This window comes from Pantoea sp. 18069 (assembly GCF_902706035.1).
Taxonomy (GTDB): Bacteria; Pseudomonadota; Gammaproteobacteria; order Burkholderiales; family Burkholderiaceae_C; genus Comamonas.
On the sequence record NZ_CACSJA010000014.1, the window covers coordinates 1 to 13138 of the forward strand.

Annotated in this window: 14 protein-coding genes; 12 read left to right on the forward strand and 2 right to left on the reverse strand. The window is 65.9% G+C overall.

The window, feature by feature from the left end; translation table 11 throughout:
• Positions 1-395 precede the first annotated feature (395 nt).
• Positions 396-2003, reverse strand: coding sequence for an argininosuccinate lyase (locus tag GVL12_RS12735; RefSeq protein WP_200843722.1), 1608 nt, complete (start codon positions 2001-2003; stop codon positions 396-398).
• A gap of 232 nt (positions 2004-2235) precedes the next feature.
• Here GVL12_RS12735 and GVL12_RS12740 point away from each other — a divergent pair, with 232 nt between their 5' ends.
• Positions 2236-2544: a metalloregulator ArsR/SmtB family transcription factor gene (locus GVL12_RS12740; RefSeq protein WP_159914507.1), complete on the forward strand. Its 309-nt coding sequence runs from the start codon at positions 2236-2238 to the stop codon at positions 2542-2544.
• A 51-nt stretch (positions 2545-2595) separates the two neighbouring features.
• On the opposite strand, the gene GVL12_RS12745 is transcribed toward GVL12_RS12740, so the two are convergent.
• Positions 2596-3012: a DsrE family protein gene (locus GVL12_RS12745; RefSeq protein WP_159914509.1), complete on the reverse strand. Its 417-nt coding sequence runs from the start codon at positions 3010-3012 to the stop codon at positions 2596-2598.
• 158 nt (positions 3013-3170) lie between these two features.
• On the opposite strand from GVL12_RS12745, the gene GVL12_RS12750 reads away from it, so the two are divergent.
• The 11 genes from GVL12_RS12750 (at position 3171) to GVL12_RS12800 (ending at position 13130) form a co-directional block, all read left to right on the forward strand.
• Complete coding sequence (locus GVL12_RS12750; protein ID WP_159914511.1) at positions 3171-4151, forward strand: MBL fold metallo-hydrolase; 981 nt, start codon at positions 3171-3173, stop codon at positions 4149-4151.
• On the forward strand, positions 4148-4648 hold the full coding sequence (locus GVL12_RS12755) for a hypothetical protein (protein ID WP_159914513.1): 501 nt from the start codon (positions 4148-4150) through the stop codon (positions 4646-4648). The genes GVL12_RS12750 and GVL12_RS12755 overlap by 4 nt, the downstream gene beginning before the upstream one ends.
• A gap of 353 nt (positions 4649-5001) precedes the next feature.
• Positions 5002-5325, forward strand: coding sequence for a c-type cytochrome (locus GVL12_RS12760; RefSeq protein ID WP_200843723.1), 324 nt, complete (start codon positions 5002-5004; stop codon positions 5323-5325).
• Positions 5326-5380: 55 nt separating this feature from the next.
• Entirely contained in the window at positions 5381-6733 is a 1353-nt protein-coding gene (soxC, locus tag GVL12_RS12765) for a sulfite dehydrogenase (protein WP_159914517.1), read from the forward strand.
• On the forward strand, positions 6717-7766 hold the full coding sequence (locus GVL12_RS12770) for a c-type cytochrome (RefSeq protein WP_159914519.1): 1050 nt from the start codon (positions 6717-6719) through the stop codon (positions 7764-7766). Before soxC ends, GVL12_RS12770 begins: the two co-directional genes overlap by 17 nt.
• Before the next feature lie 49 nt (positions 7767-7815).
• Positions 7816-8271 carry a thiosulfate oxidation carrier protein SoxY gene (soxY, locus tag GVL12_RS12775; protein ID WP_159914521.1) on the forward strand — a complete coding sequence of 152 codons (456 nt, stop codon included), beginning with the start codon at positions 7816-7818 and terminating at the stop codon, positions 8269-8271.
• 23 nt (positions 8272-8294) lie between these two features.
• Positions 8295-8606, forward strand: coding sequence for a thiosulfate oxidation carrier complex protein SoxZ (gene soxZ, locus GVL12_RS12780; protein ID WP_159914523.1), 312 nt, complete (start codon positions 8295-8297; stop codon positions 8604-8606).
• A 78-nt stretch (positions 8607-8684) separates the two neighbouring features.
• A complete protein-coding gene (soxA, locus tag GVL12_RS12785) occupies positions 8685-9494 on the forward strand; it encodes a sulfur oxidation c-type cytochrome SoxA (RefSeq protein WP_159914525.1) in 810 nt (269 codons plus the stop codon).
• A gap of 12 nt (positions 9495-9506) precedes the next feature.
• Positions 9507-10172: a sulfur oxidation c-type cytochrome SoxX gene (gene soxX, locus GVL12_RS12790; protein WP_159914527.1), complete on the forward strand. Its 666-nt coding sequence runs from the start codon at positions 9507-9509 to the stop codon at positions 10170-10172.
• A gap of 65 nt (positions 10173-10237) precedes the next feature.
• Positions 10238-11965, forward strand: coding sequence for a thiosulfohydrolase SoxB (gene soxB, locus GVL12_RS12795; protein ID WP_159914529.1), 1728 nt, complete (start codon positions 10238-10240; stop codon positions 11963-11965).
• A gap of 13 nt (positions 11966-11978) precedes the next feature.
• On the forward strand, positions 11979-13130 hold the full coding sequence (locus GVL12_RS12800) for a YeeE/YedE family protein (RefSeq protein WP_200843724.1): 1152 nt from the start codon (positions 11979-11981) through the stop codon (positions 13128-13130).
• Positions 13131-13138: the final 8 nt, after the last annotated feature.

The window sequence follows — 13138 nt, forward strand, 5'->3', positions numbered from 1 at the left end:
CCATCGAAGTCATCCGCCAGTACATCGAACAGCAGCAGACGCCGCATTAGCGCCGTGTAGGACGCCTACGGCGTCCGCACTATCCTTCCCCGCCCTGAAGGGCGAGGTTTGCCGCGCACGGGATCAAGCCGCCCACGCCGACTGTCGGGCAGCACGCCTTTAGCCGCTAAAAAAGCCTGCAAGCGCACGGTCCGGGCCAGGGTCGGCCCCTGCCGGTCAGCGGCGCAGCGCCTATGTGCCGTATTCCTTGAGCATCTGCCGCCCCAGGCGCTCCCAGGTCGGAAAAGGAAAGCTGCGCTTTTGCGGCACGCCGGGCGCGAAGGCGCGTGGCATGAGGAAGTCACGCACGCTGCCGCCCGCTAACATGGCGCTGGCGCCGCAGGCGCCGCCCTGCCTCAGGGACGGCGCGCGACGTCGAGAAATGCGCGGTTCAGGCGGGCGCCGGCTTGCGCCAGATCCAGGTGCCGCGCCTCGAGCCAGGCCTGGTCGCGCGCCAGCGCCTCGCGGGCGCTGCCCAGCATGCGGCGCACTTCGGCCGGCTGGGGGCCGCCCACGCCTACGCGCGTGCGCACCATGTTCTCGGCCGAGAGCGTGCGGCGGAACGTGGGCTCATCGAGCGGCAGCGCGGGATCGGCGAGCGCATACTTCTTGCCCGCCTCTGCATAGATGCGCTGCGCCTCGGCATATGGAAAATCGCGCGGGCGCAGGTTGTGGGCGCGCGCATAAGTGACGATCTCCGAAGCGAAGTGGTGGCCCACCCGGAAAGGGATGCCTTTCTCGCGCTGCAGGGTCTCGGCCAGCTCCATCGACGTGGTCCATTCCGATTCAAGTTCCTCGAGCGCGCGCGCGGGATCGATGCGCAGCGCGTCCAGCACATCGGTGAACTGGCCCAGCATCTGCACGCCCAGCACGAAGGTCTTGGCGCCCTGCGCATTCCAGGCGCTCTTGTAATCGGTCATGCCCGGAGTCACGTTGTGCGCGCGCAGCGTCACGGCCTGGGCCGAGGCGACCACATCGGTGGCCTTGGCGCGCGTATTCTGCAGCATGCCCGGGTTGGCCTTCTGGGGCATGGCGCTGCTGGTATAGGTCTTGCCCGCGGCCAGCAGCAGCCAGGGCCGCGTCTGGTGGTATTGCACATGGATGTCCTGCATCAGGGCACCGATGCGGATGGCCGCCGAACTGGCGATGGCCGTCGCTTCGAGCGGAATGTCGTAGGTGCTGACCTGGCCGGCGTCGTAGGCGTTGACGACCAGGCCGTCGAACCCCAGCAGATCGGCCAGGCGTTCGCGCTGGAGCGGCCAGCTCGAGTTCGCGAGCACGGCCGTGCCCAGCGCGCTGCGGTTGATGCGCGCATAGGCTTCGCGCACGCGCTGCGCATCACGCTCGAACGCGTCGGCGAACGCCAGCAGATAGTGGGCGTAGCTGATGGGCATGGCCTGCACGCCATTGGTGTAGGCCGGCACCAGCGTGTCGACGTTCTGCGCGGCCAGCGCCAGCAGCCGCGTACGCGCGCCGTTGAGCGCGGCGGTGAAATCCAGCACTTCGGTGCGCAGTTGCGCGGCATTCAAGGTCGCGTGCATGTCCTGGCGGCTGCGCCCCGAATGGATCAAGGTGGCTTCGGGCCCGGCGGCATCGCTGATGAGCTTCTCGACCTGCAATACGTCGGTGGGCCGGTGCCCGCCGGGCTGGCCGGCCTGGTCAATGGAATGCGCGACCCCGCGCGCGATGCGCCCGGCAAGCGCCGCAGGAATGATGCCCTCTTCGACGGTCATCACCGTCGACGCCATGTTGATGCGCCCGAACCAGTAGAAGACATCCTGCGCCCTGGCTTGGGCACTGGTGGCGTCGCCCCTGGGCTTGCCCTGGAGCTTCGCGGCCTGCGCGCGGCATTCTTCGGTGCTGCGGCAGGCGGTGTCTAGGGTCTCGGCGGCACCGGCCGCGCCGCTGGCCAGCAGCAGCACCAGCGCGGCGCAGGCAGTCATGCCCCTGGGTTGTTTCGTCATGAGGAAGTTCCTTGGCGTTGAAAAGCGCGGCGCGCGGCATGCGCTGGCTATCGTAAGCGACAGCGCACGGCGCCAAAGCCGGCAGGCCGGCCTCCCTGGCCAGGCTCGCCCTTTGCGGTTTCCGATAGACTTCGCTGAATCGTGCCGGGACTCGCTGTCAAAGGGAGATCTGGGCCATGGGTCACCCACCGCACCAGGTCGTTCATCGTTTGCTCAGGAGTAGGCTTGCACAATGAAATCGCCAGATATTGAAGATGACAGGGTCTTTGAAAGCGCCGCCGAGCTCTTCAAGGCCATGGCCGCGCCCATGCGGCTGAAGATCATCAGCGCGCTGTGCAATGGCGAAAAGAACGTCTCGGAGCTGCGCGCCGAAATCCTGACGACCCAGCCCAACATGTCCCAGCATCTCAATACGCTGTACCAGGCCGGCATCCTGGGGCGCAGGCGCGAAGGCGTGAGCATCTACTATTTCATCGCCAACGAGAAAGTGGTGCACATGTGCCGCACGATCTGCGTGCAGATTGCCATCGACCAGAACTGAAGCCTGCGGGAAAAGGCAAAGGCGCCATCGGTGCCTTGTGCTGCGCAGCACTCAGGGCTTGAGATAGACAAACCCTTGCTTCGCCTGCAGGCGCGCGACTTCGGCCACGCCCGAAGGCACGATCTCGGCCTCCATCAGCAGCGTAGCCGCATCGATGTTGCGGGTCTGCAAAGTGTTGTGGCACACGCGGAAATCGACGCCGCGCGCGGCCAGCGCGCTGACCTGGCCGCTGAACTCGCGGCCCCTGCTGTCCTTGGCATCGCTGAGCAGGAAATCAATGCCCGGCCCATGGGTCACGACCACGATCTTGTCGGTGGGCGAGGCGTTGAGTCCATTGTTGATGTTGTTGAGAATCGTCGCCGCGGTCTCCACGCCGGTGTTGACGTGATAGACCACCTTGACGATGTCCTGCGCCGCGGCGACTGCGGTGCCGAGCGCGAAGGCAATGGCAATGAGGGCGTTTTTCATGGGAGTCTCCTGGAGTGCGGGGGCCATCAGGGAAAGATGGCATCTTTCAAACATCACTACTGGCTTATATTAGCTGCGCACGACCATAGAAAAATAGGGCAAGTGCTATTGCCTGGCGCTGCAGGCAGGCGCAGGACCCGCTCAGTGGAGACAAGACCATGGCAAGAAATACGCTGGCCGCAGCCAGCCTCGCGCTGTTGACGATGGTGGGCGCGCAGCCTGCGCTGGCCCATGATGCACCGGCCCAGGCCACGGCAGCGGCCCCTGTGCGCATGCAGCTGCAGCCGGTGGCCCGCAACGCCTATTACGTGCAGGGCGCGTCGGCGCTAGGCTCGCCGGCCAACCGCAATTTCATCTCCAACGCGGGCTTTGTGGTCACCGACGACAGCGTGGTGGTGATCGATGCGCTGGGCTCGCCCGCGCTCGGGCAGGAGCTGGTCGAGCAGATCAGGGCCGTCACGGCCAAGCCCATCAGCCATGTGATCATCACGCACTACCACGCCGACCATATCTACGGCCTGCAGGTGTTCGAGGCCCTGGGCGCGAAGATCGTCGCCAACGCGCTGGCCCGGGAATATATCCAGTCGGAAACCGCGCGGCTGCGCCTGGAGGCTTCGCGCCAGGACCTCGCGCCCTGGATAGACGGGAACACGCGCATGGTGCCCGCGAGCCAATGGATCCGCGCCGCGACGCAGACGCTGCGCATAGGCGGCACGGACTTCGTGCTGCAGCACATGGGACCGGCCCATGCGCCCGAAGACACGGCAGTGTTCCTGCCCCGCAGCGGCGTGCTGTTCATCGGCGACGTGGTGTTTCGCAACCGCATTCCCTATGTGGGCCAGGCCGACAGCCGCCACTGGATCGCGGCGCTCGACAGCCTGCTGCAGCTGCCGGTCAAGGTCATGGTGCCCGGGCATGGCCCCGCTTCCACCCACCCCAAGGCCGACATGCAGCTCACGCGCGACTATCTGGCCTATCTGCGCGAAGCCATGGGCAAGGCGGCGGCCAATCTCGATCCTTTCGACGAGGCCTACGCTTCGACCGACTGGTCGCGCTTCGCGCACTACCCGCTGTTCAAGGAGGCCAATCGCATGAATGCCTACAACACCTTCTTGCTGATGGAGCAGGAAAAGCCATGAGCGATCTGCTGGCCGCACGCAGGCGCTGGCTGCTGCGCATGGCGGCGGCGTTGGCCTTGCCGCCCGCGCTCTCCCCCACCCTGGCGGCGCACGATGCATCGGAGCGCCTGCTGCCCAGCAGCAGCGACCTGCAACAGGACCTGGCCACGGCCCTGGCGCGCCAGGAGCCGCTGGTGGTGATGGCCACGCTGCACGGCTGCCCGTTTTGCCGCGTGGTCCGGGAGCACCACCTGCTGCCCTTGCAGCGCGCGGGCGCGCTGGTCACGCAAATCCATTTCCTGTCGCGCGCGCCACTGCGCGATATGTCCGGCGCGCAGACCACGCATGGCGCGCTGGTGCGGCAGCTGGGCATAGAAGTCGCGCCCACGGTGCTGTTCCATGGCACTGGCCAGCGCGAAGTGGCCGAGCGGCTGGCGGGCAGCTCCATTCCGGATTTCTATGGTGCCTATCTCGACGACCGGCTGGCACAGGCACGGGCGGTTGTGCGGGGGCGCTGAGGGTGATTCATTCACCCTGAGTCCCGAGCCTGCGAAGGATCGAAGTATCGAAGTATCGAAGTATCGAAGTATCGAAGTATCGAAGTATCGAAGTATCGAAGAGTCGAAGAGTCGAAGAGGTCTTTTCCTAAGGCAGGCCGTTCATGGTTCGACGGGCTCACCACGAACGGGGGCGCTCGCCCTCAGCCTGGCGCAGGACATCCTGTCGAAGAATAGAAGGGCGTTTCAGAGCGCAATGCAAAAGCGCTATTCCAAACAAGAACAACGAGGGTAATTGCCCAATCTCAAACCCCTGCGCCTGCCGGACACTCATGCATAACAACATGCTTATATACAAATATAAGGAGACTGCGGTGAAGCATTGGAAATCCTGGCTCGGGGGTGTGGCGCTGGTGGCCGCGATGGGTGCGCCCGGCATGGCGTCGGCAAATCAGGCGCTGGCGCAGAAGAACGCCTGCATGGCCTGCCACGCCATCGACAAGAAGCTCGTCGGTCCCGCGTTCGGCGATATCGCCAGGAAATACACGGGCCAGGCCGATGCGCAGGCGCAACTCGCCAAGAGCATCAAGGCAGGTGGCGCGGGCAAATGGGGCCCGATTCCCATGCCGGCGCAGGCCGCGCTCAGCCAAGCCGATGCCGGCACGCTGGCCGCCTGGATTCTTGCGGGAGCGCAGTAAAAATGGCGGGCCGCGGTGGGCGCTTGGGCGAAGTCTGCACGTGGAAGGGGAGCGTATGCGCGATCACCTGACGGGCCGGGTGCGCAAGGCGCCTGAGAATTTCGTGCCGGCGCAGGACGTGGGCACGGTGTTTGCCCAGGCCAAGGCCGGGCGGCGCGACTTCATACGCAGTGCGTTTGCGGCCGCCGCGGGAGCGACGGCAGCTGTCGCCACCTCGGCGCGGGCAACAGCCATCGGCGATGGCGACCCGAATATCCTCGAGTTGCCCGCGCACAGCAAGGGGCTGGGCCAGGCCGTGGTCACCGATGGCTATGGCAAGCCGTCCCAATATGAAGCCAATGTGCAGCGCCGCCAGAGCCCGGGGCTCACGCAGACCAAGCAGGCCTCGGTGTCGTTCGCGCCGCTGCAGTCACTGTTTGGCATCGTCACACCCAGCGGCCTGCATTTCGAGCGCCACCACCAGGGCTGGTGGGACATCGATCCGTCCAAGCACCGCCTGATGGTCAATGGCCTGGTGTTGAACGCCAAGGTCTTCACCATGGATGAAATCATGCGCCTGCCTTCGGTCTCGCGCTTTCACTTCATCGAATGCGGCGCCAACACCGGCATGGAATGGGGCAATGTGGCCGTGCCCACGGTGCAGTACACGCACGGCATGCTGTCGTGCAGCGAATTCACGGGCGTGCCGCTGATCCGCCTGCTGGAGATGGCGGGCGCCGACCTCAAGAAAGGCAAGTTCGTTCTGGCCGAAGGCGCGGACGGCTCGTCGATGACACGCACCATTCCCATGGAACTGATCACCTCGGGCGAAGTACTCGTGGCCTATGGGCAGAACGGCGAAATGCTGCGGCCCGAGCAAGGCTATCCGCTGCGCCTGGTCGTGCCCGGCGTGCAGGGCGTGAGCTGGGTCAAGTACCTGCGCCGCATCGAAGTCGGCGACATGCCCTACGCGACCAAGGACGAAGCCATCCACTACGTCGACCTGATGCCCGATGGCCAGCACCGCCAGTACAGCAGCATCCAGGAATGCAAGAGCGTCGTGACCACGCCTTCGGGCGGGCAGATGCTGCTGGACAAGGGCTTCTACAACATCACGGGCCTGGCCTGGTCGGGGCGCGCAAAGATCCGGCGCGTCGACGTCAGCGTCGATGGCGGGCGCAACTGGCGCACTGCGCGGCTCGAAGGCACGGTGATGGACAAGTGCCTGACCCGCTTCAACCTCGACTGGGTCTGGAATGGCGAGGAATGCATCATCCAGAGCCGCGCCATGGACGAGACCGGCTATGTGCAGCCCACCTACCAGCAGCTGCGCGCCGTGCGCGGCAGCCGCTCGATCTATCACAACAATGCGATCCAGTCGTGGGCAGTGCACGCCAATGGGGAGGTGGCCAATGTCCAGCTCGCGTAGTTTCCGCCTGGCCATTGCCGGCGTGCTGGCCATACTGGCCTTGGGCACGGCCGCCCAAGGTACGAACAGCTTTCCCGGCATTGGCCGCGACGCCACGCCCAGGGAAGTCAAGGCCTGGGACATCGATGTGCGCCCCGACTTCAAGGGCCTGCCCGAAGGCTCGGGCAGCGTGCGCCAGGGCATGCAGGTCTGGGAAGCCAAGTGCGCGTCCTGCCACGGCGTGTTTGGCGAGGCCAATGAAGTCTTCAGCCCGCTGGTCGGCGGCACCACCGCCGACGACATCAGGACCGGCCATGCGGCGCGCCTCAAGGACCCGGGCTTTCCGGGCCGCACCACGCTGATGAAGACCGCGACACTGTCCACGCTCTGGGACTACATCAACCGTGCCATGCCCTGGAATGCGCCCAAGACCTTGTCGACCGAAGAGGTCTATGCGGTCACGGCCTATCTGCTCAACCTCGGCGAAATCGTGCCCGAGGACTTCACGCTCAGCGACAGGAACATGGCCCAGGTGCAGGCCAGGCTGCCCAACCGCAATGGCATGAGCACAGCGCATGCGCTGTGGCCGGGCAAGGAATTCCAGGCCCACGCCAAGCCCGATGTACAGGCCAAGGCCTGCATGCGCGACTGCGCACCGCCCCCCCAGGTGCGCTCGGCCCTGCCCGACCATGCAAGCAACAACCACGGCAATCTGGCGCAGCAAAACCGCCTTGTCGGTGCACAGCACGGCATGGAGACCGATGGCGGCGCAAGCAGGAAGGCCCAGCCCGCGCCCGCGGCCAGCGTGGTGCCGACGGCGCTGCTCGAGAAGAACGCCTGCATCGCCTGCCACGGCGTGGAGCAAAAGATCGTCGGCCCGGCGTTCAAGGACATCGCCAGCAAGTTCGGCGGCCAGACCGACTACCTGATAGCCAGGATCAAGTCCGGCAGCTCGGGGGTATGGGGATCCATCCCCATGCCGCCGCAGCCCCAGCTCAGCGACGACGACGCCAGAATCATTGCCGAATGGCTCGCGGGGACCAGGAAGCCATGAAGGACCCGCGCCAGTCGCAGGGCATCCATCCATCACAAGGAGACAGAAGATGAAACGCAGAGACGCACTCAAGAACAGCGCAGCCGTGCTGGGCCTGCTCGTGGCCGCGGGCATGCTGCCGCAGGCCGCGCATGCAGCCTACAACCAGGCGGCCTTCGAGGCCAAGACCATGGCCGATGTGCTCAAGGCCATGGGCGCGTCGGCGCCGGCCGAAAGCAAGGACGTGACGCTCACCGCGCCCGACATCGCCGAGAACGGCGCCGTCGTGCCCATCGGTGCCGCGACCACGCTGCCCAACGTCAAGCAGTTGCTGATCCTGGTGGAGAAGAACCCCAACACCATGATTGCGGCGTTCACCGTCAACGAAGCGCTCGAGCCCAACTTCCTCACGCGCGCCAAGCTGGGCCAGTCCTCGGATGTCTATGCAGTGGCCATCACCAACGACGGCAAGGCCTTCTTCGCGAAGAAGGAAGTCAAGGTGACACTGGGCGGTTGCGGCGGTTGATACCTCAGAACAAGGAGAAAGACATGGCAGATCCAATGCGCATCCGGGCCCAGGCCGCCGCAGACAAGACCACGGTACGCGTGCTGATGGCACATGAAATGGAGACAGGCCTGCGCAAGGACGCGGAAGGCAAGGTCATACCGGCCTGGTTCATCCAGGAAGTCACGGCCAGCCTCAACGGCAAGCCCATCTTCTTGGCCGACTGGGGCCCCGCGGTCTCCAAGAACCCTTTCCTGCAATTCGTCGTCAAGGGCGCGAAGGCCGGCGACAAGCTGTCCGTGAGCTGGAAGGACAACCGCGGCGAGACCCGCACCGACGAAGCCACGGTCAGCTGACAGCGGCCGACGCCGCCGGCGCGCAGGCACAGCCTTTGCGCCGCCTCCTTGCCCGAGAACAAAAAGAGAGGACGCACCATGAGACAAATGAACCCTGCCGCCCCACTGGCGGCGGCCCTGCTGATGGCCTTGTGCGCCCCCGCGCTGGCGCAGAAAAGCACGGCCGACGGCATTGCCGAGTACCGTGAGATGCTGCAGGACGGCAATCCCGCGGAGCTGTTCGAGATGAAGGGCGAGGAGCTGTGGAAGCAAAAGCGCGGGCCGAAGAACGCCTCGCTCGAGCGCTGCGACCTGGGCCAGGGCCCGGGCGTGGTCAAGGGCGCGTTTGTCGAACTGCCGCGCTACTTCGCCGATACCAACAAGGTGCAGGACCTCGAGTCGCGCCTGCTGACCTGCATGCAGGTGCAGCAGGGCCTGGACGCCGCCAAGATCGCCGCCACGCCGTTTGGCAAGGACGAGCAAAAGAACATGGAAGGCCTGGTGGCCTGGGTGGCGTCGCAGTCCAAGGGCATGAAGCTGGCCCTGCCGCAAAGCCATGCGAAGGAAAAGCAGATGTACGAAGTCGGCAAGCGCATGTTCTACCTGCGCGGCGGCCCGCATGACTTTTCCTGCGCCTCCTGCCATGGCGCGGACGACAAGCGCATACGCCTGCAGGACCTGCCCAATCTCACGCAAACCAAGGGCGCGGCCGAAGGCTTCGGCTCCTGGCCCGCCTACCGCGTGTCGTCGGGCGATCTGTGGAGCATGCAGCGGCGCCTCAACGACTGCTTTCGCCAGCAGCGCTTCCCCTACCCCGGCTATGCCAGCGACGTGACGGTGGCGCTGGGCGTGTTCATGGGCGTCAACGGCAAGGGCGGCATGTCGACTGCGCCCGCCATCAAGCGCTAAGGAGAGCCCGCAATGTTGAACAAGAAACCCCTCTCCACGCTGTACACGGTGGCCGCGGTGGGCGCGTCCCTGGTCGTGCTGGGCTGCGCCTCGCTGGACACCGCAGACACGCTGGACACGCTGACCCAGCAAATGGTGCAGGCCTCGTTTCGCGACCAGGGCATTGCCAAGGTCGACCGGCTGCAGCAGGACGAATCCAACGCCGCCTGCAGCGCGGCCGACGTGTCGGGCGTGCCTTTGAGCGACACCAAGGCCCAGTCCATCGAAGCCGCCAATCTCAAGGCCCTGCAATGGCCGGCCGACGGCAAGTTCGTCGGCGACTGGAAGGAAGGCGAGAAGATCGCGCAGAACGGCCGCGGCATGACCTGGACCGACAAGCCCGGCAGCGCCAATGGCGGCAATTGCTACAACTGCCACCAGATCAGCCGCGAGGAAATCTCGTTCGGCACGCTGGGCCCCAGCCTCTACAACTACGGCAAGCTGCGCGGCATCACCGACCCGAACAGCCTTGAGGCGCGCGCCATCGTCGAATACACCTGGGGCAAGATCTGGAACGCCAAGGCCTACAACGCCTGCTCGGGCATGCCGCGTTTCGGCCATGCAGGCATCCTGGGCGAAGCGCAGGTGCGCGATCTCGTGGGCTTGCTCGTGGACCCCAAGTCCCCGGTCAATCGCTGATTCCCTCCCTTGCAATGCATTGCGGCCGGCGCTGACGCCGGCGCCGGCCGCTTTCCGAGTGAACCATGAGCCTTTCCAAACGCGAATTCCTGCAAGTGCTGGCCGCGGCCAGCGTCTCGGGCATGGGCTTGCAGCGCTATGCCCACGCCGACACGGCGCTGGCCGACAAGGCGCTCTACGATGTGCCCGCATTCGGCAACGTGTCGCTGCTGCACATGACCGACTGCCACGCCCAGCTCAAACCGATTCATTTCCGCGAGCCCAGCGTCAACCTGGGCCTGGGCACGATGAAGAACCAGGCGCCGCACCTGGTGGGCGAGCATCTGCTCAAGGCCATGGGCATTGCGCCGGGCACGGCCAGCGCCCATGCGTTCAGCTATCTGGACTTCGACGCGGCTGCCCAGCGCTACGGCAAGGTGGGCGGCTTTGCGCATCTGGCGACGCTGGTCAAGCGCATGCGCGCCACACGCCCGGGCGCCTTGCTGCTCGACGGCGGCGACACCTGGCAGGGCTCGGCGACGTCGCTCTGGACCCAGGCGCAGGACATGGTCGAGGCCTGCAAGCTGCTGGGCGTGGACGTGATGACCGGCCACTGGGAGTTCACCTATGGCATGGAGCGCGTGCAGGAAATCATAGAAAAGGACTTCGGCAGCAAGCTCGATTTCGTCGCCCAGAACGTCAAGACCGCCGACTTCGGCGACCCGGTGTTCAAGCCCTATGTGATCCGCGAGATCAACCGCGTGCCCGTGGCCGTCATCGGCCAGGCGTTTCCCTACACGCCTATCGCCAACCCGCGCTACCTGGTCGCCGACTGGAGCTTCGGCATCCAGGAAGACAACCTGCAGAAAATGGTCGACGCGGCGCGCGCCAAGGGCGCCAAGGTGGTGGTCGTGCTGTCGCACAACGGCATGGACGTGGACATCAAGATGGCGGGCCGGGTGCGCGGCATCGACGCGATTCTCGGCGGCCACACGCACGACGGCATGCCCGTGCCGACGATAGTGGGCAACGCGGGCGGCAAGACCATAGTCACCAACGCGGGCTCGAACGGCAAGTTCCTGGGCGTGCTCGACTTCGACGTCAAGGACGGCAAGGTCGCGGCCTTCAAGTACCGGCTGCTGCCGGTGTTCGCCAACATCCTGCCGGCCGACGCAGAGATGGATGCGCTGATCACGCGCGTGCGTGCGCCCTATGAAACCCAGCTGGCCGAAGTGCTGGCGCGCACCGACGGCACGCTCTACCGGCGCGGCAACTTCAACGGCACGGGCGACCAGTTGCTGCTCAACGCCATGATGGCGGTGCAGGACGCGCCCATCGCGTTCTCGCCGGGCTTTCGCTGGGGCACTTCGCTGCTCGCGGGCCAGGACATCACGCGCGAATGGCTGATGGACATGACGGCGACGACCTATTCCTACGCCACCGTGACCGAGATGAGCGGCGCGACGATCAAGACCGTGCTCGAAGACGTGGGCGACAACCTGTTCAACCCCGACCCCTACTACCAGCAAGGCGGCGACATGGTGCGCGTGGGCGGCCTGCAGTACCAGTGCGACCCGACAGCGAGCGCCGGCCAGCGCATCAGCGACATGCGGCTCAATGGCCAACTGCTCGAGGCCGACAAGAAGTACAAGGTCGCGGGCTGGGCGCCCGTGGCCGAAGAGGCGCGCAACGCGGACAATAAACAGATCTGGGAAATCGTCGAGCCCTGGCTCAAGGCGCAGAAAGTGATCAAGCCGGGCAAGCCCAATGCGCCGCGGCTGGTCAATGTGACGCCCAACCGGGGCCTTGCATGAAGCCTTCGGGTATATGCCAGTACGCTGGGCGCGCCAGGCACCGTCCAATGCGCGCATGAGTCCTGCCGAGTTTGCCTCCCTGTCGGCCGCCGTTCTGGCGGTCATTTTCTTGCTGGCGGCCGTGCTCGGCTTTGCCATGCGCGAAACGCGCTTTTGCACCATGGGCGCGATCAGCGACGTGGTCTATCTGCAGGACTGGACGCGCATGCGCCAGTGGGCGCTGGCCGTGGGCGTGGCGATGTGCGGCGCCACGGCGCTGGTGCTGTGGGGCGGCGTGGCCGTGGCCGACACGCTCTATGCGAGCAACCGGCTGATGTGGCTGTCGGCGCTGGTCGGCGGCCTGCTGTTTGGCGCGGGCATGGTGCTGGCCTCGGGCTGCAGCGCCAAGAACCTCACGCGCCTGGGCGGCGGCAGCCTCAAGGCGCTGGTCGTGCTGCTGGTCATGGGCCTGGCCGCGTTTGCCACGCTCAAGGGCATCACGGCCGTCGCGCGCGTGCGCTGGCTCGACAGCGTGCAGCTGCAGTTCGACACCCTGGCCCTGCTGCCCGAACTGCTGGCCCAGGCCGGCGGCTGGCCGGTGTTTGCGACGCGCCTGGCGCTCGGAATGGGCCTGGGCGGCTGGCTGGTCCTCATTGCGCTCAAACCCGCCAAAGGCGCCGAAAGAAGCACCGCGGTGCTGCTGGGCGGCGCGGCCGTGGGCCTTTGCGTGACCGCGGCCTGGTGGCTGGGCGGCCATGTGGGCGAAGTCGCCGAGCACCCCGAAACGCTCGAGCATATGTACATAGGCACCTACAGCGGGCGCATCGAGGCGTTGAGCTTTGTCACGCCGGTCGCGCATACGCTCGACTGGCTGCTGTTCTTCAGCGACAGCAACAAGGTAGTGACCTGGGGCATCGCTTCGGCCTGCGGCATGGTTGCCGGCAGCCTGGTGCATGCGCTGTGGCGGCGCGATTTCCAATGGCAGGGCTTTGCCGATACCCAGGACCTCGCGCGCCATCTGCTGGGCGCGCTGCTGATGGGCGTGGGCGGCGTGACCGCGCTGGGCTGCACCGTGGGCCAGGGCATCAGCGCCGTCTCGCTGCTGAGCCTGGGCAGCCTGATTGCCATTGCGGCCATCGTCGCCGGCGCGGTGACGATGCTGCGGTATCTGGCGGCTGGAGAGTAGCCCATGCC